General features: G+C 44.7%; 16 protein-coding genes. 5 read left to right on the top strand and 11 right to left on the bottom strand.

What is annotated here, in order from left to right:
* Positions 1–31: 31 nt before the first annotated feature.
* Both BCV39_RS22540 and BCV39_RS22535 read right to left on the bottom strand, forming a co-directional pair.
* Positions 32–466: a winged helix DNA-binding protein gene (locus BCV39_RS22540; RefSeq protein ID WP_017107991.1), complete on the bottom strand. Its 435-nt coding sequence runs from the start codon at positions 464–466 to the stop codon at positions 32–34.
* Positions 459–884 (bottom strand): SRPBCC family protein, encoded by a 426-nt coding sequence (locus tag BCV39_RS22535; RefSeq protein ID WP_240493330.1) that lies wholly within the window; start codon positions 882–884, stop codon positions 459–461. Before BCV39_RS22535 ends, BCV39_RS22540 begins: the two co-directional genes overlap by 8 nt.
* Before the next feature lie 215 nt (positions 885–1099).
* On the opposite strand from BCV39_RS22535, the gene trxB reads away from it, so the two are divergent.
* The 4 genes from trxB to BCV39_RS22515 all read left to right on the top strand — a co-directional run bounded on the left by trxB (position 1100) and on the right by BCV39_RS22515 (position 7360).
* Entirely contained in the window at positions 1100–2059 is a 960-nt protein-coding gene (trxB, locus tag BCV39_RS22530) for a thioredoxin-disulfide reductase (RefSeq protein WP_050052961.1), read from the top strand.
* 161 nt (positions 2060–2220) lie between these two features.
* Entirely contained in the window at positions 2221–4005 is a 1785-nt protein-coding gene (gene cydD / locus BCV39_RS22525) for a cysteine/glutathione ABC transporter permease/ATP-binding protein CydD (RefSeq protein ID WP_102432403.1), read from the top strand.
* Positions 3998–5719, top strand: a complete 1722-nt coding sequence (gene cydC, locus BCV39_RS22520) for a cysteine/glutathione ABC transporter ATP-binding protein/permease CydC (protein WP_102432402.1) — start codon at positions 3998–4000, stop codon at positions 5717–5719. The genes cydD and cydC overlap by 8 nt, the downstream gene beginning before the upstream one ends.
* 225 nt (positions 5720–5944) lie before the next feature.
* A complete protein-coding gene (locus BCV39_RS22515) occupies positions 5945–7360 on the top strand; it encodes a hypothetical protein (protein WP_102432401.1) in 1416 nt (471 codons plus the stop codon).
* A gap of 82 nt (positions 7361–7442) precedes the next feature.
* Here the strand turns inward: BCV39_RS22515 and BCV39_RS22510 are convergent, their stop codons facing one another.
* From BCV39_RS22510 to BCV39_RS22470, 9 genes are all read right to left on the bottom strand, one after another.
* Positions 7443–9326 carry a methyl-accepting chemotaxis protein gene (locus tag BCV39_RS22510; protein ID WP_102432400.1) on the bottom strand — a complete coding sequence of 628 codons (1884 nt, stop codon included), beginning with the start codon at positions 9324–9326 and terminating at the stop codon, positions 7443–7445.
* A 321-nt stretch (positions 9327–9647) separates the two neighbouring features.
* On the bottom strand, positions 9648–11219 hold the full coding sequence (locus tag BCV39_RS22505; protein WP_102432399.1) for a BCCT family transporter: 1572 nt from the start codon (positions 11217–11219) through the stop codon (positions 9648–9650).
* A gap of 271 nt (positions 11220–11490) precedes the next feature.
* A complete protein-coding gene (locus tag BCV39_RS22500) occupies positions 11491–13089 on the bottom strand; it encodes a BCCT family transporter (protein ID WP_102432398.1) in 1599 nt (532 codons plus the stop codon).
* 169 nt (positions 13090–13258) lie between these two features.
* Entirely contained in the window at positions 13259–13897 is a 639-nt protein-coding gene (locus BCV39_RS22495; RefSeq protein WP_048659561.1) for a response regulator transcription factor, read from the bottom strand.
* A complete protein-coding gene (locus BCV39_RS22490) occupies positions 13890–15245 on the bottom strand; it encodes a cache domain-containing protein (protein ID WP_048664744.1) in 1356 nt (451 codons plus the stop codon). The genes BCV39_RS22495 and BCV39_RS22490 overlap by 8 nt, the downstream gene beginning before the upstream one ends.
* A gap of 104 nt (positions 15246–15349) precedes the next feature.
* Positions 15350–16633 carry a TRAP transporter large permease subunit gene (locus tag BCV39_RS22485; RefSeq protein ID WP_048664743.1) on the bottom strand — a complete coding sequence of 428 codons (1284 nt, stop codon included), beginning with the start codon at positions 16631–16633 and terminating at the stop codon, positions 15350–15352.
* 9 nt (positions 16634–16642) lie between these two features.
* Positions 16643–17173 (bottom strand): TRAP transporter small permease subunit, encoded by a 531-nt coding sequence (locus BCV39_RS22480; protein ID WP_240699185.1) that lies wholly within the window; start codon positions 17171–17173, stop codon positions 16643–16645.
* Between the two features lie 209 nt (positions 17174–17382).
* Positions 17383–18477, bottom strand: coding sequence for a TRAP transporter substrate-binding protein (locus BCV39_RS22475; protein WP_102428058.1), 1095 nt, complete (start codon positions 18475–18477; stop codon positions 17383–17385).
* 521 nt (positions 18478–18998) lie between these two features.
* Positions 18999–19391, bottom strand: a complete 393-nt coding sequence (locus tag BCV39_RS22470) for a hypothetical protein (protein WP_004740184.1) — start codon at positions 19389–19391, stop codon at positions 18999–19001.
* A 220-nt stretch (positions 19392–19611) separates the two neighbouring features.
* Here BCV39_RS22470 and BCV39_RS22465 point away from each other — a divergent pair, with 220 nt between their 5' ends.
* A complete protein-coding gene (locus BCV39_RS22465; protein ID WP_102432396.1) occupies positions 19612–20412 on the top strand; it encodes a DUF2982 domain-containing protein in 801 nt (266 codons plus the stop codon).
* Positions 20413–20443: the final 31 nt, after the last annotated feature.

The following is a 20443-nucleotide window of genomic DNA, read 5'->3' as shown; positions in this document are numbered from 1 at the left end:
AACAAACTTTTGTCCAAAAGTGAGTTTTAATTCAAGGAACTTGAAGGCCTGCTAACAAAGAAATAAATCGTCCTTTTTCGCCCTTTAAGCTTTCGAAATATAGTTGGTCTAACTCTTCCACCTGCGCTATTGCGTTTATTGCTAGAGCTTCCCCAGTTTCCGTGAGTCTCAGAGAAAAGCTACGTGAATCTCTAACACCTTTATCTTTAGAGATAAGATTAGTCGCAACCAGCGCTTTCATCGACTTTGATAATGTCATCTTATCCAAGCCTGTAATATTGACTACTTCTGTTTGCGTGGTTTCGTTTTTGTTCTTGTTACACCATAGTATTGAAGCGAGTATAACGAACTGAGTATGGTTGATGTTTAGCGGCTTAAGGAGTTTCATTACCTCTGAATGCCATTTATTGTAAGCGACCCAGAGCTGTAGCCCTACGCTGTCCGATGGGAGCTCATGCTTAAACATTGTTCTCTGCCCTTTTTTTTAATCCTTCAAGAGTAGACGGTAGTCCATCATAAATTTTCTTACCCACGACTTTCCCAAACAAAAAACTGGTTAACCCCGAAAACTTAACTCTATGAGTTACTTCCGTTATTTCTCCTTTAACCTGTAACTGGTGCTCAAATGATAGAAGGCAGAATGGCAGTTTGCTCATGACAGTAAAGCTCTTATTTGGTGTAGCATCCGTAATTACTATCTTTGATTTAGGTCCATTGGTCGGCTTTATAATACCTTTCACACCAACCTCGAATACCCCCAGTAGCCGAGAGTAGACCACTTCTTTATCCCATTGATTCCAGTTTTCTACATCGACATATAGCGAATATATGTCTTGAGGTGATGCTTCAATACAAATACGTTCTTCAAAAATCACTTTTCCCATCCTAGCTGATTGCAACTTAGTAAACTAGTTTACGATAATTTATAATAGGTACATTTGCAACATCGATTTCAGCCACGAAAACGTTTGTCTCGATTAAGTTCTAACCTATAACGATTAATTACACTTCTCCCCTTGTTTAACCTTTTATTGCCTCCATATTTTCCATACAATCCTAAGCGATTATAAATAAAAACAATTTCAATTTCGGAGTCCTCATGAGCGACGTAAAGCACTGTAATTTATTGATTCTTGGTTCTGGCCCTGCTGGCTATACAGCTGCAGTTTACGCTGCTCGTGCAAACCTAAACCCAGTACTGGTTACCGGTATGCAGCAAGGTGGTCAGCTTACAACCACAACAGAAGTGGAAAACTGGCCAGGTGATGCCGAAGGTTTAACGGGTCCAGCTCTAATGGATCGCATGAAAGAGCACGCAGAGCGCTTTGAAACAGAGATCCTGTTCGACCACATTAACGAAGTCGATCTATCAAACCGCCCTTTCCGTCTTAAAGGCGATTCTGGCGAGTACACGTGTGATGCTTTGATCATCTCAACAGGTGCGTCAGCTAAGTACCTAGGTTTAGAGTCTGAAGAAGCATTCAAAGGCCGCGGCGTTTCTGCTTGTGCAACGTGTGATGGTTTCTTCTACCGCAACCAGAAAGTTGCAGTTGTGGGTGGTGGTAACACGGCTGTTGAAGAAGCACTTTACCTGTCTAACATTGCGTCTGAAGTTCACCTAGTTCACCGTCGTGACACGTTCCGCGCTGAAAAGATTCTAGTTAAGCGTTTAATGGACAAAGTAGAGAACGGCAACATTGTTCTTCACACTGACCGCACGCTAGACGAAGTTCTAGGCGACGACATGGGCGTAACTGGCGTTCGTATTAAAGATACTCAGTCTGATAAGACAGAAGATATCGAAGTAATGGGCGCGTTCATTGCTATCGGTCACCAGCCAAACACTGAAATCTTCAAAGGCCAAGTCGACATGAAAGATGACTACATCATCGTTCAGTCTGGTCTTGAAGGTAACGCGACACAGACAAGCATCCCTGGCGTATTCGCTGCGGGTGACGTAATGGACCACAACTACCGCCAAGCAATCACTTCTGCTGGTACTGGTTGTATGGCTGCACTGGATGCTGAACGCTTCCTAGATGGCCTTAACGATAAGTAAATCTGAGATTGCAGATTTGATTATCGGTGCTCTCGCCTCAGTAGATGCAGGGCGTCATCACATTTTGTTGTAAATCCCTAGAGCCCAGTGGTATATCCACTGGGCTTTCTTTTGTATACTAGCCGCCCTCAACAAATAATAATTATCATTAAGCCTTCATAATGGATAAGAAAAAACAACGCAGCTTGAACAAGTGGCTTAAGCAACAGAGTAAGTTAGCGAAGCGCTGGCTTATGATTGCGATTAGCCTTGGCGTACTTTCAAGCGTGTTTTTAATTGCTCAAGCAGCTCTTCTCGCCTCTATTCTTCACCAGCTTATCATCGAGAATGTCGATAAATCTGAACTGGTTGGTCATTTCGCAGGCTTGGCATTATCGGTCGTTGGCCGTGCTGGCTGTACATGGGGACGTGAAATCGCAGGTTATCGCTGTGGTGAACAAATCCGTGTCTACATCAGGCAACTCATCCTTGATAAGTTACGCGAGTTAGGCCCTGCTTACATTAAAGGTAAACCTGCCGGTACGTGGGCAACGCTGTTGTTAGAACAAGTAGAAGACATGCAAGATTTCTTCTCTCGTTACTTACCTCAGATGTCTCTGTCGGTAATGATTCCGTTCATTATTTTGGTCGTAGTATTCCCTGTAAACTGGGCAGCAGGTCTGATCTTCTTGATTACTGCTCCACTGGTACCGATGTTCATGGCATTGGTTGGTATGAAAGCAGCCGATGCAAACCGTAAAAACTTCAAAGCACTGCAACGTCTTTCAGGTCACTTTTACGACCGTTTGCAATCAATGACAACCATCCGTCTATTTGATCGTACCAACGCTGAAACAGAAGTATTGAAAGGTGCATCTGAAGTGTTCAGAACGCGTACTATGGATGTATTGAAGATCGCTTTCTTGTCTTCTGCTGTGCTTGAATTCTTCACGTCTATCTCTATTGCGATGACGGCAGTTTACTTTGGTTTCACCTACATTGGTGAGCTGAACTTTGGCCACTACGGTGCAGGCATTACGCTATTCGCTGGTTTGTTTATCCTTATCTTAGCGCCAGAGTTTTACCAACCTCTGCGTGACTTAGGTACTTTCTACCACGCGAAGCAACAAGCGGTTGGCGCAGCTGAAAGTATTGTCGAGTTCCTAGAAACAGACATCACTAAGGTTAAATCAGGCGACACTCAGCTCGATCCGGCTCAAGGCATCAATATTGAAGCTCAAGATCTCAAAGTGTTAAGCCCAGAAGGTGTTCAACTGGTTGGCCCTATCTCGTTTGCACTGAATACTCGCCAGTCGACTGCATTAGTTGGCCCAAGCGGTGCGGGTAAAACAAGTTTAATTAATGCCATTCTTGGTTTCATGCCTTATGAAGGAAGCTTGAAAATCAATGGTATTGAACTGCGTGATTTAGACTTGGCATCTTGGCGTAAGACGAACAGCTGGGTTGGCCAAAACCCACTGTTGCTTCACGGCAGCATTCGTGACAACGTCACTCTAGGTAAGCAAGATATCACTGACCAAACTGTTCAAAACGCACTAGAGCAATCTTTTGCTAACGAATTTGTAAACGAGCATGGCTTGGATTACATGATTTCTGATCGTTCAGGTGGCCTATCTGTTGGTCAATCTCAGCGTTTAGCTTTGGCTCGTGCAATGATTCAAGACGGCCAATTCTGGTTATTAGATGAACCTACTGCCAGCCTAGATACTCGCAGTGAACAGCTCGTGATGAAAGGCATTAACAGCAACATCGAAAGTCGCACTGCCCTGCTTGTGACGCACCAACTTGCTCCTCTTCAATCGGTCGATAACATTCTGGTTATGCGCGATGGTGGTCTTGTGGAACAAGGTCATTACTCTCAGCTTTCGACTGCGGGTGGTTTATTCGAAGAGATGCTTAACGCGAACTTAGCTCAACAAGACAATAAGGGTAATTTAGATGCGTGATTTACTGCCTTACCTGAAACTCTATAAAAAGCATTGGTTTGGCCTATCGCTAGGCATGCTATTGGCTTTTGCTACTCTGTCGGCTTCTATCGGCTTGTTAACGCTATCAGGTTGGTTCATTTCAGCTTCTGCGGTTGCTGGCCTTACGATTGCGCGTGAAACCTTCAACTACATGCTACCGGGCGGTGGTGTACGTGGTTTGGCAATGAGCCGTACTGCTGGTCGTTGGGGTGAACGTGTTGTGAGCCACAATGCGACATTCAAACTACTGACGGATCTGCGTATCTTCTTCTTCAAGAAGCTGGCTCCGCTGATCCCAGGTCGTATCTCAAACCTTCGTGACGCTGACCTACTTAACCGCTTAGTTGCTGACGTCGACGCAATGGACCACGTTTACTTGCGCTTAGTAAGCCCTGTGACAGTGGGTGTGTTGGGTATCTTCTTCCTGACTCTGTTCTTGATGTGGTTCGATAGCTCACTAGGTTTGATCTTAGGTTCTATCCTTCTGATCATGCTGTTGGTTTGGCCAATCTTGTTCTACAAACTGGGCAAGCGTAACGGCGGCGAACTGACACAGAACAAAGCGGATCTTCGTGTGACTACGCTAGATTGGATTGAAGGCTACAGCGAACTGACTCTGTTCGGTGCGGAAGAGCGTTACCGTAATGCGATTCTAGAGACACAGCAGAAGCTGATGGCGAATCAGTTTGTGAACGCTAACCTAACCGGTATGGCTTCAGCAGCGCTAATGCTTTTCAATGGTTTGACGCTTGTTCTTATGCTTTGGCTTGCGGCTGACGGTGTGGGTGATAATGCACCAGACCCGTTCATCGCGCTAATGGCGTTCGCTACTATGGCAAGTTTTGAACTGCTGATGCCAATTGCAGGTGCGTTCCAGCATTTAGGTCAAACTCTGTCTTCAGCACGTCGCTTGAACGAGGTTATTCTGTCAGAGCCTGAAGTTCAGTTTGCTGAAGAGAAACTCGACATCAACAAGCCGCTTGATATTACGTTCTCAAACGTGACCTTCAACTACCCTGACTCTGAGCGCAGTGTTCTGAACGCTGTCGACCTAACTATCCCAGCAACGAACAAGGTTGCGATTGTGGGTCAAACGGGTTCTGGTAAATCGACACTGATTCAGCTTCTAACTCGCTACTGGGATCCGAAAAAGGGTTACATCTCTATCGCGGGCATTGAGCTGACACAATGGAACGAATCACAACTGCGTGAATCTATCAGTGTGGTAAGCCAGCGTGTCGACATCTTAAACGGCACTCTGCGTGACAACTTGTTGATTGCAAAACCAGACGCCAATGATGATCACCTAGCTAACATCCTTAAAGACGTTGGCCTAGAAAAGCTGCTTGAGAATAACGCACTTGATAGCTGGTTAGGTGACGGCGGTCGTCAACTGTCTGGTGGTGAGAAGCGCCGTATTGGTATTGCGCGTGCAATCCTTCATGACGCCCCTATCCTGCTTCTTGATGAGCCAACAGAAGGCTTAGATAAGCAAACTGAGCAGAGCATCATGGCGCTGTTCGAGAAGCACTTTGAAGGCAAGACAGTTATCTTCATTACGCACCGTTTGATTGGTCTGGAATCGATGGATTCTATCGTTCTGATTGAACAAGGCGAGATTGTAGAAAACGGCTCTCACGAGACACTGTTGAACGAAGAAGGACGCTATTTCCAACTTCGTCAGGCAATCTAGCTTCTCCTTAAGCTATAAAGAAAACCATTCAAAGCCCGAGTTTATGCTCGGGCTTTTTGTTTGTCTGTGATTCTAGTTTCGAGCAGCTCAAACAGATAACCACCGCCAATCACTTATTGCTTATTTGTAAGCACTATTAATACATTACTTACAAAAGCTTACTAAGAGCAAATGCCATTTCTTGTAACATGCTGGCTTTATAGCTTGCAGATAACTTGGTCCCCTATGGTATACAAACTCACAATTCCAACTCTTGTTCTGACTACGATGCTCACTGCATGCGGCGGCAGCGACAGCAATAACACGAGCGCGTCAAAGAATGTAATCGATGCATCAAGCGCTAGCTCAGTGGTTAGTTTAGGAAGCAATTACTCACTACAATTCAGCGTGAAATCGATTGCTGCGGGTACAGACAAAAACGTGAACATTGATATTACTCAGTATGGTAATAATCTAAAATCTAGCGGCAGCTTCGCACAAGTTCACGGCATTCCTGAGCGCAATTATAAAACCCAAAGCGATGCAGATATCACCTTCTCTGTAACGGCAACAAACTCAGCGGGTAAAACGTTCGACGTTGACAATTTCAGTATTTACTACGAAAACTTTAACTCAACGAGCACTCTTGAAAAGCTTGCTATTGCAGAAGTTGAAAACAATATAAACAACGTCATTCGATGGAAAAAAGCGGATACCGTGACCATCAATAAGCAGTTCATTATTGATGCTACTGGCGACAAATTTAATATCGATCAAATGAGACCGATGAACCTTTACGTTCGTGTTGGTAACACGCTTAGTAACGGTATTCAATTTGTTCCATCCTTCGCGCAAAGTACGTCAGGGGCGTTTGCAAGAGTCCCAACGAGTGATTGCTCTGTTATCTCAAACACGACAGGTGATTTGCTCGACAATGGCATCAAACAACGCACCTGCGTAGAAGCACACGGTTATAAAATTCCATTGTTGATTGAAGATAAAACTGTAAACAATTCGGAAGCAAAGGTCGCACACGTTAAGAACATCATGCAGTATTACCTTGATAGCTTCCCTGCAGAAGTCACCAAGGCCATTTACGATAGTAAAGCTGCGATGGCATTCTTTTACGATGAAGATTGGGCTGATGGCCCGAATAGAGATGCAGGCGAATATTTAGATGAGAATTACCGTTTCCAAGATTTGTTCGCGACTGAAACCACAACCACGACAACAGGCGAGAACAAGCCGGACTTGGCAATGAAAAGAGACGCTGCGTTTGAAGAGATCATCCACTTTGTACACGATTACGGTGTGATGAATTTAGCGGTACAGTCATCTTCATCGAAATGGGGTGTGATGCAGAAAGAGTTAGATGAACTGAATGAGAAAGCGATTCTTGCAGGCTCTTACTTTCCAAACGGTAAAGACTCAACAATTGTCGAAGCTGATCTAGATGCTGAGTCTTACGATCAAGAGTACTTAGCTTACTCTCTGTATGCCTACTACGACGTGAACTATAAAGGCTACCGTGCTCAAGAGTTAAGTTCTGCGACGTTCACAGAGCTACAAGCAAACGACCCAGAGATGGTTAAATTTATGGAGCAGTACTTCCCTACTCGCGCAGCACTTAAAGCTAAATTCCCAGGTTACCCGAACAACTAGTTTGGGTTCATGACTCTAACTAGCACACACAAAAAAGCCGAATGTGACAATAACATTCGGCTTTTAAATTACGAATTAGCGCTTACAGCTTGAAGCGGCTGATTTCGCTCTCTAGCTCGTGAGACAGCTCAGAAAGTTGCGCGGCTTGCTCTGCAGCTTGGTGTGCTTCGTCTGCTAGCTCGTTAGATACGTCACGGATTCCTTCAGTGTTACGAGTGATCTCAGACGTTACTGACGCTTGCTCTTCTGCAGCAGAAGCGATCTGTGTTGCCATGTCGCTGATGCGCTCAACAGCAGCATGGATTTGCGTTAGGCTTGCAGCCGCTGAGTTAGCATCATCAACACTGGTTTCAGCAAGTGTACGGCTATCGTTCATGATGTTAACCGCTTTGCCTGTTGTACCTTGTAGCAACTCAATCGTTTGTTGAATTTCTTGCGTTGAACCGTGTGTACGTTGGCTCAGAACTCGAACTTCATCCGCTACTACTGCGAAACCACGACCTTGCTCACCGGCACGTGCAGCTTCAATAGCGGCGTTAAGTGCAAGTAGGTTCGTTTGTTCTGCAATACCTTGAATATTAGACAAGATAGCGTTGATGCTGTTGCCGTGCTCTTCAAGTTCTAGAATCACGTTGGTTGCGATTTGAACTTCTTGAGCAAGGTTTTGAATAGAGCTTTGAGTCTGTGTCACTTGACCAGTACCGTGCTCACACGCGCCAACCGCTTCAGATGAGTTCTGTGCAGTGTGGTCTGCGTTACCTGCGATCTCTTGTGTTGCTGCAGCCATTTCGTTAACGGCTGTTGCTACCATGTTGATCTCGTCTTGTTGCATTTGGATACGAGCACTACGTTCTTCTGCTTGAGAAGCCGTTTGACGAGCTTGGTTGCCCAGCGCAGCAGATACTTCGCTTAGCTTGATCACCATGGTGTGCATGTTGCCCACAAAACGGTTGAAGTTTGCAGCAAGCTGACCAATTTCGTCGTCGCTCTTAGGCTCAAGACGTTGAGTAAGGTCGCCCTCACCTGAAGCAATTTCTTCAAGTGCCGCTGAAACGCGGTTTAGGTCGCGGAATAGGAAGCTCACTAACCAAGACACGAGTACGATTACGATGAGCGTAATAACGACAGCAGTGATGATCAGCTGAGTAAGTAGCGTTGAGTGGTTCGCTTCTTCTGTTGCTTTGTCCATCTGAACCGCGAAGATCCAGTTAGTGTTAGGCACCTTCGTGAAGTAAAGCAGCTTGTCAGCGCCGCGCTGTTTGATGATCTCGATGCTACCCGTACGCACTGCGTTTTCGATAATAGGCATAGAGATATCGTTTGAAAGCTGGCTTACTGGCTTCAAGCTTAGTGCTGAATCTGGATGCGCTAGGAATGTGCCGTCAGAGGCATCAATTAGCATTGCGTAAGCGTTGTCACCAACATCAAGGCTGATGACATCGTTAACCAATTGGTCGATAAGTACGTCTGCACCAACAATACCAACAAGTTGGCCGTTGTGGCGAACAGGCTCTGCGATCGTTACTAGTAGTGCTTTCGTGATTGCATCTTGATAAGCCGTGGTAATGATTTGCTTACCTGCAGCGTTTGCTTCTTGGTACCAAGGACGTTGACGAGGATCGTAATCTGCACGATTACGTTCAGGATGTGAACGGTACATTCCGCCTTCAGGAGTACCTAAAAAGATATCGTCAAAACCACCCGCTACACGAGCTTGCTTAAGGAAAGGAACAACATCACTTTCTCGTGAAAACTCATTAAATGCTGATGCGATATCGGTACGGATATCAATCCAGTTTTTAATACCTTCAGATGCTGCTTCAGATACGCTTTCAGCTCGTAGGTATACGCCATTACGAGTCTGTTCAAATAATTGGTTTGCTGACAACCAAGTCAACGCTGTAGCCATAACGACAACAGCAGATAGGCTAGCACCTATCAACTTCTGCTTTAGTGTTAGTTTCATGTCAAAGTTTCACGAGTGGTGGGAAATCTCGCGCATACTACCCAATATCAGTATTAAATTCGAGCGATTTCACAATTTAATATTGGAATATAATTTTAAGCAAACCATAAGCTTAAGTAATGTCAAATCCTTGGCTTGCCGCCAAATTTAAGGCGGTATTGTCTCTACGGTTATTAGATTTTTTATCGCACCAAACACGTTAAAATAGACAAAAAAACACGGTAAATTGAAACAAAAAAGGCAGAAGAGTTTCCTCTTCTGCCTTCATAGTATTTAACGTTCTACTGCGTATAAATTGCAGTAGATTTCAGCTTAAAAAGCCTAGCGTTTTTCTGTACGCATACCCATTAGCAAGCTCACACACATCAGTAAGAGAATGATGGTGAATGGCAATGCCGTCGAGATTGCACCCGCTTGTAGAGCTTGCACTGCTTCAGTACCACCAACCCACAATAGAGCCACAGCAATCGCACCTTCAAGGAACGCCCAGAACACACGTTGAGGCACAGGCGTATCAACTTTACCACCCGCGGTGATGCTGTCGATTACTAGAGAGCCTGAGTCAGACGATGTAATGAAGAATACTAGAACCAATACAACCGCAATGATTGAAAGCAGAGTACCGAACGGCAGTGCATCAAACATTTGGAACATTGCTAGTGATACATCCGTTAGGCCGTCTTGACCAAGAATACCAACGTTATTCACGATTTGGTCAATCGCCATGCCACCGAATACTGACATCCAAATGATAGTCACTGTAGTCGGTACAATCAGTACTGCTGTGATGAACTCACGAACGGTACGACCTTTAGAAACACGTGCGATAAACATACCTACGAATGGAGACCATGAGATCCACCAAGCCCAGTAGAATACAGTCCAACCGTGCATCCACGTTTCATCTTCACGACCGTGAGGGTTACTTAGCGGAATGATGTTTTCAATGTATGCCATCAATGTTGTTGGGATTGAACCTAAAGTCACCGCATAGCCGATTAGAGCCACTAAGATAAGCAGTAGGAAAGCAACCAACATGTTGATGTTACTGATAACTTTAACGCCACCATCAATACCACGAAGTACGGATACTACCGCCAATAAAGTTACCGCTGTAATCACAATAACTTGCAGCCCTAAGCCCGCTTCAATACCGAATACATGTTGAATACCACTTGCCGCTTGTTGTGCACCTAGGCCAAGTGATGTCGCCAAACCGAATAGGGTTGCAAGCACTGCAAGAATATCAACAATGTGACCTGCCCAGCCCCAAGCTCTATCGCCTAAGATTGGGTAAAAGATAGAACGAATTGAAAGAGGTAATCCCTTGTTGTAAGAGAAGAAAGCCAGTGACAATGCCACTACACCATAAATCGCCCAAGGGTGCAGTCCCCAGTGATACATGGTTGCACCTAGTGCTAGCTTAGCCGCTTCTGGTGTATTCGCTTCAACACCTAACGGAGTCTCATACAAACCGGTGTAATATGCTGCTGGCTCAGCCACACTCCAGAACATCAAGCCGATACCCATACCTGCGGCAAACAGCATCGATAGCCAAGACATAAAAGAATAATCTGCCGTCGCATCAACACCACCAAGGCGGATTTTGCCGTACGGAGAAACAATCAAACCTAAGCAAAAAATTACGAAAATATTACCCGACCAGATGAAAAGCCAATCAAACGAATTGATAATCTGGCCTTTAACGCCATCTAGTGCAGCCTTTGCCGAAGCGGTATCTGTAATAAGAACACCGATCAGGAACAAAGCGATAAGTCCCGCACTGATACCAAATACTGGGTTATGAACATCAAAACCCCATTTTTGGACGTTATCTTGACCAACAGTGTAATCCGTACTGTCGATACTGTATTTATCTATACCTTTAGTCATTATCCCTCTCTACGGAATACTCATAAGGTCTATTGACCTCGTATCCCTTACTTACCTGTGACTTAATTACAAACTCGAACATACAATCCAAGTAGTACAAGTTGTTGTCACAATAATTCAAATACTTGGATGTCTGAAGTTTAGCAGGTGAACTTATTGTTTTCAGTAAACCTGAATCAGTTCGATGGGTTTTCATCCAATATTCACGTAATTACTCAAATTGCTGGCGAAAAAAAGGCCGAACAAGTCGGCCGTTGTTTCAATAATACTTTTAACTCAAAGCATTTTGGTGCTTAACCAATTGATTTTCAGTTCGTAAACCAAGCAATAAGCTTAGGCACATAAGCAATAATATGAATGCAAATGGCAGCGCCATAGAGACCGTTCCAGCTTGTAGTGCTTGAATAGATTCCGTGCCACCAACCCACAGTAGAACCGCTGCAATTGCACCGCCCATCAACGCCCAAAATACACGTTGTGGTACTGGCGCATCGACTTTACCGCCCGAGGTGATGCTATCGATAACAAGCGAGCCAGAATCAGATGAGGTGATAAAGAACACCATGATCAAACCAATCGATACTACAGAAAGCACAGAGCTCATTGGCAGCGCATCGTAAGTATGGAAAAGAGAAAGTGTAATATCTTGCAGACCATTCACACCAATTTCCCCCACCTTGTTCGCCACTTGATCAATCGCGATACCACCGAAAATTGCCATCCAGATGATGATTACTGTCGTTGGAATGAACAATACAGCAACGATGAATTCACGAATCGTACGACCTTTAGAGATACGAGCGATGAACATACCTACGAATGGAGACCAAGACATCCACCACGCCCAGTAGAATACCGTCCAACCTTGCATCCACGTTTCATCATCACGGCCATGAGGATTACTTAAAGGAATGAAGTTTTCAATGTAGCCCATTAGAGCGGTTGGGATAGCTTTAATACCCGCCATGCCACCAGCGATGGTTACGAAGATAAGCAAGCCCAAAGCAACCAGCATGTTCACGTTACTTAGTACTTTTACGCCACCATTGATGCCACGAACAACGGACATTGTCGCTAAGAAAGTGACCACTGCGATAACAACCAGTTGCATGCCAATACCGCCATCGGTACCAAATACATGGTTAATACCACTTGTTGCTTGCTGAGCACCTAAGCCCAATGAAGTTGCAAGACCAAACAGTGTTGCAAGCACAGCAACGATATCAACAATATGACCAAACCAACCCCAAGTTCTATCACCTAAGATAGGGTAGAAAATAGAGCGGATTGATAAAGGTAAACCTTTATTGAAGGTGAAGAAAGCAAGTGCCAGAGCAACAACAGCATAGATAGCCCAGCCGTGTAAGCCCCAGTTATAAATGGTTGCGCCTAGCGCTAATTTAGCGGCTTCAGGTGAATATGCTTCGACACCTAATGGCGTTTCATACCAACCCGTGAAGTAAGCCACTGGCTCAGCCACACCCCAGAACATCAAACCAATACCCATTCCCGCGGCGAATAACATCGACATCCAAGATAGGTTGGAGTGCTCTGCTTTGGCATCATTGCCACCAATACGTATCTTGCCATACGGGGAGACAATGAGGGCAAGACAGAAAATAACAAAGATGTTGGCTGCCCACATGAAGAAACCATCGAAGTTACCGATGACTTTCCATTTGATTCCATCAAGCGCCGCTTTTGCGGTATCAGGATCTGCGACTAGAAGTGCCAGAAGGAAGACAATGATCGCTCCTGCACTGATTCCAAATACTGGGTTATGAACATCGAACCCCCATTTCTGAACGTTATCTTGTCCTACTGTATAATCGGTATTTTCAATACTATACCTATCTTTTACAGGCTCCATGCTTCCTCTCTAATTTGCAGCGCACTGTTTGCAACATTGCATTCGGCGCTTAAATTTCGAAAAGAAGAATATCAACCTGTCGCAAAAATACTAAAAAAACCTCCATAAAGGAGGCCTAAATTACACATTTAGTAATTAAATTACACATTTAATGTAATTTAGCGTAAGATCAGTCCACAAGCCCGGAGCTGACTGCGTATTTAGCGAGCTCTGCTGTAGAGTGAATATCTAGCTTATGCTTAATATTTTGTCTATGGGTTTCGACCGTTCGATAGCTGATATTCAGTGCCTTCGCGACCTCTTTACTGCTCTCCCCTTTCGCGACTAATTTCAATACCGCTTCTTCACGTCTGCTCAATGGATTCTTCACAGATTGCGTCGGAGTAATTGGCTGAGTAAACAAATTCTGCGTTACTTTTTCACAGAAATAGGTCGAGCCTTGATTGACGGTTTTGATTGCCTGCACCATTTTTTCAGCCGAAATCTCTTTCAACATATAGCCGACCGCACCCGACTGCATCACCTTCATGATGTATTCACGGTTGTTATGCATGGTCAGCATCAACACCTTGGCTTCAGGGTCTTCTTCTTTAATCAGGTGGGTCGCATCAATACCATTCATGATAGGCATGCTAATATCCATCAGCACCACATCAGGGCGCAGCGTTTTCACTGTCTCAACCGCTTCTAATCCATTACTGGCTGTGCCTATCACGCTAATATCAGGCTCGAGTTCTAATCTCGCCATAAAGCCATCCAGTACGACTTGGTGATCGTCAGCAATCACAACTCGAATAACTTCACTCATTCACTAATCCTTCTAGTGTCAGTAACACTGTAATTTCCGTTCCGAAACCAATCTCACTCATCAACTCAAAATCACCGCCGATGAACTCCACTCGCTCTCTCATGTTACGCAGTCCGATCCCTCGTTTCTCCATCGCTTTATAGGTATTGAAACCAACACCGTTATCTTGGATAAGCAGTTGCAACACGTTGCCAATTTGCTGAGCGATAACCGTTACCTTGGTCGCTTGCGCGTGTTTCTCTATGTTGTTCAATGACTCTTGCACCACTCGATACAAGGTCGTTGCGGCTTCTGATTTTAACTTACCCGGTTGAGTGCTAAATAAAGTTTCCACCTCAATACCGGAGTGCGCCTGAAAATCTAATAACAACGAAGACAATGCCGCTTCTAAGCCTATGTCATCCAGTGAACTTGGGCGAAGTTGATGTGAAATGTGCCTCACCTCTTCAATCGCTCGCATCAGTGAATGCTGTGACTTATTCAAATGTGCTTTGAGATCCTCACTCTGTAGCTTATTACCGAGTAGCTCTAAGTGACAACGACTCGACACTAATAATTGGTTAATACCATCATGTAACTCACGTGCTAGGTGTTTCTTCTCGTCTTCTTGGAACATCACCGTCTTATGCGCCAGTTCTTTGAGGTTGTTATCGGCAATACGATGTTCATGCATGTTGATGGCTAAGGTAAGCACGATAATAACCGCCACCGTCACACTCAAAATCACCACAATAGAAAAGAACGTGGTTTCAATATTCTTGTTTATCTCAGCCTGCATTGAAGCCACTTCTTGGTGCACATCTTCAATATACAAACCGGTGCCAATCATCCAATCCCAGCGTTCTAGCCATGCGGCGTAACTCAACTTAGACACCACCTCACCCGTCGATGGCTTTTGCCATAAATACTGGTGAAATCCTCCGCCCGTTTGTGCCTCTCTTAGCAGAGCTTCTATCAGAAAGTCGCCATCCTCGTCTTGCAGTTCAAGTAGGTTTTGACCAATCAATTCAGGCTGAATCGGATGAACTAAATTGGTTCCGTGGCGATCGTAGGCAAAGAAATACCCGTCCGACCCGTATCTAAGTTTAGACAATATGGCTCGAACTTCCGTTTTGGCTTGAGCTTCTTGGATGTCAGGGTCGTTGTAGATGTGCTCAATGGCATCGAATGCTAGGTCTACTGTGTCTTTGAGGGCGTTTTCACGTGACTTGATTAAGCTGTCTCTGAAGATTTCGACCTCTTTCGCGCCCAACGTTTTAGTTTGGTGTAACGAGATCCAACTAATACTCGCCGTTACCAGTAGCAACGGGAGCAGCGTCAGCAAAATCAGCTTGGCTTTTAGAGGCATTCCTTTTCCTCACAAAAAACGGCTTACTGAACATCAATAAGCCGTTTTATTTTAGCAATTTATCGTTAACCCTTGAAACATATCATTCACATTCTTGGCTTCACTCACATTCCATAGAAGGCTGGAAATGCGAGAAGTGATCCAAGTACGAGGATCTGAATCAGAATGAATGGCATCACACCTCGGTAGATATCCTTCGTAGTTACGCCTTTTGGTGCCACGCCTTTTAGGTAGAACAGACTGAAACCAAACGGCGGTGTTAAGAATGAGGTTTGCAGGTTCATCGCAATCAGGATAGCAAACCATGTCATGTTAATGCCCATCAACTCAGCAACCGGCGCAATGATTGGCACGATGATGAAACAGATCTCTACGAAATCGATGAAGAAACCCAGAATCAAAATCACTAACATGGTGATGATCAGGAAGCCCCACTTCTCACCCGGAAGCTGTAGCATCCACTCTTCAACCAGATAATCACCACCGGTATAAGTGAACGCCATCGAGAACGCAGTCGCACCCAGCAAGATAGCAAATACCATCGCCGTTACTTTCACCGTCTCTTTCGATGCGTCATACACCATCGACCAACTAAACTGACCGTAAAGCAGTGCTAATACCATCGCACCCGCGCCACCTAATGCAGCAGACTCTGTTGGCGTAGCCACACCCGCAAAGATTGAACCCAGTACGACAATGATTAACGCAAGAGGCGGAAGAATCGCTTTAAGTGCATCCAACACCTCTTGCTTACGGCTGATTGAATCGTCTCGCTCAATCGGTTGAGCCGCTTCAGGGTGTAACTTGGCATATATCAAGATGTAGAGGATATAAGCACCAACTAACATCACGCCCGGCCAAATCGCCGCTTGGAACAAGTCACCTACTGGCACACCTAATACGTCACCTAATAAGATTAATACGATGGATGGTGGAATGATTTGCCCTAACGTACCAGACGCACAAATGGTGCCGCACGCTAAGCCTTTGTCATAATTGTACTTAAGCATTACTGGCAACGAGATAAGTCCCATTGCAACCACAGAAGCACCAACCACACCAGTAGAAGCCGCAAGCAGTGAGCCTACTAAGACGGTTGAAATCGCGATACCACCACGAACGCCACCAAACAGTCGTCCCATCGACTCAAGCAACTGCTCAGCAAGCTTGGTCTTTTGTAGAACAAGCCCCATGAAAACAAACAATGGAACGGCCATCAGCACCGTGTTTTCCATAATGGATTGAATTCGATATGGCATGAAGGCAAACATTTCAATGCCCTCAGCCCAAACACCAAAGATTAACGCGATACCACCAAAGGTGAACGCCACAGGGAAGCCAAGTAGAAGCGCAAACAAGGCTACGAAAAACATTACTATTCCAATCATGTTTAGCCTCTATTTGTTATTGGCATGGATAAGATGGGGATTAAAAATCTTGTTCAGTGAATGCAGGATCAAACCTACGCCACTGAGTGCCATTAAGAAGAATGACAGTGGGATCATGGCTTTGATGATCCAGCGATACGGCAGGCCACCGGGATCGCCTGAGGTTTCACCCAGTTCATAGCTCTCTTTGGCAACATCGATACCAAACCAAGCCACCAGCAAACAAAACGGCAGTAAGAAGATAAGTGTGCCTAGCAGGTCAATTATCGCTTGTGCTTTAAAGCTCAGTTGCTCGTAGAACACGTCAACTCGAACATGACCACCAGCCTTAATGGCATAAGGAACACCTAATAGGAAAACGGCTGAGAAGAGGTGCCATTCCATTTCTTGGAAAGCGATTGAGACATCATTGAAGGCATATCTCATGACAACGTCATACACAACGTTAGCGATAAGTAGAATAAACAACATACTGGAAAGCCATCCCAGTGCATCACCGATACGATTAAACACGCGTTCAATATAAATTAGACTTCGCATTCCCGACTCCATGGAATTTGAAAAGACATCTTGCAGTACAGCTAACCCAACTAAAAACGATTCAGTTTATAGCTAGCAATAGGCACGACGTAGAAAGGGTTCTTGAGCATTTAATTATTATGTTTTAAATGAACCCGCCACTTGCTCACTCTTAGCTGCCTAATATGGGAAGCTTTGGGTTCATTTAGATTCAGTTCAACAACTGTCGACTATTTCGCTTGGCTATTTAAGTAAGCTCTATGTGAAATATCCGTCCATGAACGAACTTGCTCTAGGTAGCTTGCTTGTGAAGCTTGAATATCTTTTGCTAACTCATCTTTCTCAGCATGTGCAGCAAGTAGGCGATCGTTCGCTTCTTTCAGTGCAGACATAACCTCTGGCGGGAAATCTTTCACTTGTACATCTGGGTATTCTGTCTTCATTGAAACCCAGTTCTTACCACTTTCGTGCGTTGCTTGTGTGTACATGTCGTAAGCCGCAGTACGCATTGCAACACGCAAGATTTCTTGTAGGTCTTCAGGCAGCTTGTTCCATGTGCGTTTGTTCACTAGGAATTGAAGCTCTGAACCCGGCTCATGCCAACCTGTGTAGTAGTAAGGCGCGATTTTGTGGAAACCCATACGTAAATCCAGTGATGGACCTACCCACTCTAGTGCATCAATCGTTCGGCGCTCTAGAGACGTGTATAGCTCACCTGGGGCAATGTTGGTCGGCTTAGCGCCTAGCTCTGCAAGAATCTCGCCTGCAAATCCTGGGATTCGCATTTTCAGACCTTGTAGATCTTCCACGCTGTTGATCTCTTTTTGAAACCAACCGCCCATCTGGATATCCGTGTTACCACCTGGGAACGACATCAAGTTGTGTGGAGAGTAAACCTGCTCCATCAACTCCATACCACCACCGTGATAGAACCACGCGTATTGTTCTGCTGGCGTCATACCGAAAGGCATAGAAGTGAAGTAAAGAGTGTTTGGAACTTTACCTTTCCAGTAGTAAGAGCCTGAGTGACCCATGTCGTATTGACCAGACTTAACCATGTCAAAAACGCCAAGAGGGGCTTTGTGTTTGTTTGCTGAATCGATTCTGATTTGCAGTCGACCATTCGACATCTTCTCAGCCATCGCCGCCATGTTCTTCGTAGCATCACCGAAAACTGGGAAGTTTGGTCCCCACGTTTCTGCAAGCTTTAAACGGTAAACCTTATCAGCGGCTGTAGCACCAGTAGCGACCAAAGCTAAACAAGCCGCAGCGGTTACTGCAACGTTTTTAAAAACTCGTGTGAGGGAGTTAGAAATGAGACTCATGTTCACGTCCTTTGTTGGGTTAACACTCTTTCTATGAGCATTTTTTATGATTCAACATAAGAGTGCACCGTGATGAGGCAACAAGATATCAGGGAGAGCACGCACGCATGGCGTGAGCAAAGTTACGTATTAGACCAAAGGATTAAGTAGAACTACGTAGGAGATGATTGAATAGTGTCGATTTTAAAGGAGTTTGGATATTCACCAAGGGAATGCGTATTGATAAATACCTAAGTAGTTATAATGAACCGCGATTAACAATTGATTCCCATTTCGTGATGAAGCTCTATCCATTGCTGCATTTTAGGGAAAGTCACCCGCGCTTTTTAGTAAGGCGCCCTACTTTAGGGCTTGCTGATGAGAAGCAAAGCTAGAAGTTAAAGTGAACAAGTTAAACGGTAGATTGGAATGGGAATAACCAGTAAATGAGAATAAGCGATAAATGAAGTTTATGACAGATACAAAAAAGCCTCGATAATCGAGGCTTAAAAACTTAACGAAGCGAATATAATCCCGCGGGATTAGATAGCTTTGTAGATAACCTTGTTACCTGCAAGTTGCTCTTTCGCTACTAGGTTTTCTTCAAGAAGTTTTTTCAATGCGCCTGTTGCCCATGAAGCTGCTTTCGCGTCTTCTTGACCAGCTGCTAGGCCGATACCTTTAGGGTTAATGCCTTCAGCATTGCTAACAACGATGTCTAGAACTTGTTGTTGCTTAGGAGTCAGTGCTACTGCAACTTCTTTAGTTGCTGCTACTGTTTTCTCTACCGCTGGTTTTGCTGCTACAGTTTTTTCTGCTACAACTTTCTCTGCGACAGGCTTCGCTTTTTTCGGCGTTGCCACTGCTTTAACTACAGCCGCTTTAGTGCGTTTCTGCAGTTTAGCCTGCACCTTACGCTTATGAGCAAGTCTCATTGAATATTTCTCCAGTTCACTGCTCTTTTCGCAGTGGTGAAAATTTGAAGCGCGATTTATACCAAAAAACAGGAGCTATTTGTAGAGTGAAGCGTCGAAAGTCGACGAAAAATACCGATATTGTCTACTAGCGTCTATTATTTAAACATCGACTTATCAATTCAGGGTCATATACACTGGTTATCCATCCAGACAAAAATATGAAAACTTGGTGTTGCCTATGGACACTCGTCACCTAACAAATTTCTCTTTGCCCTCGTTCACACGTTCGTACCGTATTCTCGCCGTTATTTTAGGCTTCGTTTGCTTGATCATTGCACTCTACAGCGACAATCCAAAGTTACTGATCGTGGGTGCATTTTGCATTATTGCCCTACTAGGAACTGGCTATTATTTAATGTTGCGCAGCAGAGTGATGTTCACCCTCACACCGACTCATTTTCAACAACATTTTTATAAAGGGGGCTGGGTCTTAAAGTGGAACAACATCCAAAAAATTGGCCTTTGCACCTATGAACAAGATGGTTGGCACCAACCTCTGCCTTGGATTGGTATCAAGGTTAAAGATTACTCGCCCTACCTCGATTCGATCTGCCCCAAAATCACCTGTGAGTTATTGCTGAGCCAACGAGCACTTTTGTATCTAGGTGCTAAACAAGCGGGAAAAGAGTCAAACTTTGAAGATATGGTTTTAGACTCATCGCACTACCACACTCGTTGTACCGAAAACGGGTGTGTTGAATTGAGCCAATATAAAGAATCAAAGAGTAATGACGAGGTGCATTTCAACGCTCAACAAGCACAAATGGATGCGGATTCACACGATGAAGCAAATAATCAAAATGCGATAATCAAAGACTATTCAGGGTTACAGGCGATGCTCGCCAACAGGATGAAGTACCAAAGAGGCTTCCACGGTTATGACATTTTCATATCAACCCATGATTTGAATATTAGTGGAGAAGAGTTTGTTGGCCTGGCTCGACGCTACTTAGCCGCTGCCGAGCGCCTCTCTGATTAAAATCAAACCGGTTCATAAATAAACTCGCACC

It is taken from the genome of Vibrio sp. 10N.286.55.E10 (assembly GCF_002872555.1).
Taxonomy (GTDB): Bacteria; Pseudomonadota; Gammaproteobacteria; order Enterobacterales; family Vibrionaceae; genus Vibrio; species Vibrio crassostreae.
The sequence above is the reverse complement of the archived record's forward strand: the minus strand, read 5'-3'. Positions and strand labels throughout refer to the sequence as shown.

Coding starts and splice junctions, on each gene's coding strand:
- BCV39_RS22505 (WP_102432399.1), bottom strand. CDS start 11,219: ATGACTAAAGGTATAGATAAATACAGTATCGACAGTACGGATTACACT.
- BCV39_RS22500 (WP_102432398.1), bottom strand. CDS start 13,089: ATGGAGCCTGTAAAAGATAGGTATAGTATTGAAAATACCGATTATACA.
- cydD (WP_102432403.1), top strand. CDS start 2,221: ATGGATAAGAAAAAACAACGCAGCTTGAACAAGTGGCTTAAGCAACAG.
- BCV39_RS22470 (WP_004740184.1), bottom strand. CDS start 19,391: ATGAGACTTGCTCATAAGCGTAAGGTGCAGGCTAAACTGCAGAAACGC.
- trxB (WP_050052961.1), top strand. CDS start 1,100: ATGAGCGACGTAAAGCACTGTAATTTATTGATTCTTGGTTCTGGCCCT.
- BCV39_RS22485 (WP_048664743.1), bottom strand. CDS start 16,633: ATGATTGGAATAGTAATGTTTTTCGTAGCCTTGTTTGCGCTTCTACTT.
- BCV39_RS22540 (WP_017107991.1), bottom strand. CDS start 466: ATGTTTAAGCATGAGCTCCCATCGGACAGCGTAGGGCTACAGCTCTGG.
- BCV39_RS22515 (WP_102432401.1), top strand. CDS start 5,945: ATGGTATACAAACTCACAATTCCAACTCTTGTTCTGACTACGATGCTC.
- BCV39_RS22490 (WP_048664744.1), bottom strand. CDS start 15,245: ATGCCTCTAAAAGCCAAGCTGATTTTGCTGACGCTGCTCCCGTTGCTA.
- BCV39_RS22480 (WP_240699185.1), bottom strand. CDS start 17,173: ATGCGAAGTCTAATTTATATTGAACGCGTGTTTAATCGTATCGGTGAT.
- BCV39_RS22535 (WP_240493330.1), bottom strand. CDS start 884: ATGGGAAAAGTGATTTTTGAAGAACGTATTTGTATTGAAGCATCACCT.
- BCV39_RS22495 (WP_048659561.1), bottom strand. CDS start 13,897: ATGAGTGAAGTTATTCGAGTTGTGATTGCTGACGATCACCAAGTCGTA.
- BCV39_RS22465 (WP_102432396.1), top strand. CDS start 19,612: ATGGACACTCGTCACCTAACAAATTTCTCTTTGCCCTCGTTCACACGT.
- BCV39_RS22475 (WP_102428058.1), bottom strand. CDS start 18,477: ATGAGTCTCATTTCTAACTCCCTCACACGAGTTTTTAAAAACGTTGCA.
- BCV39_RS22510 (WP_102432400.1), bottom strand. CDS start 9,326: ATGAAACTAACACTAAAGCAGAAGTTGATAGGTGCTAGCCTATCTGCT.
- cydC (WP_102432402.1), top strand. CDS start 3,998: ATGCGTGATTTACTGCCTTACCTGAAACTCTATAAAAAGCATTGGTTT.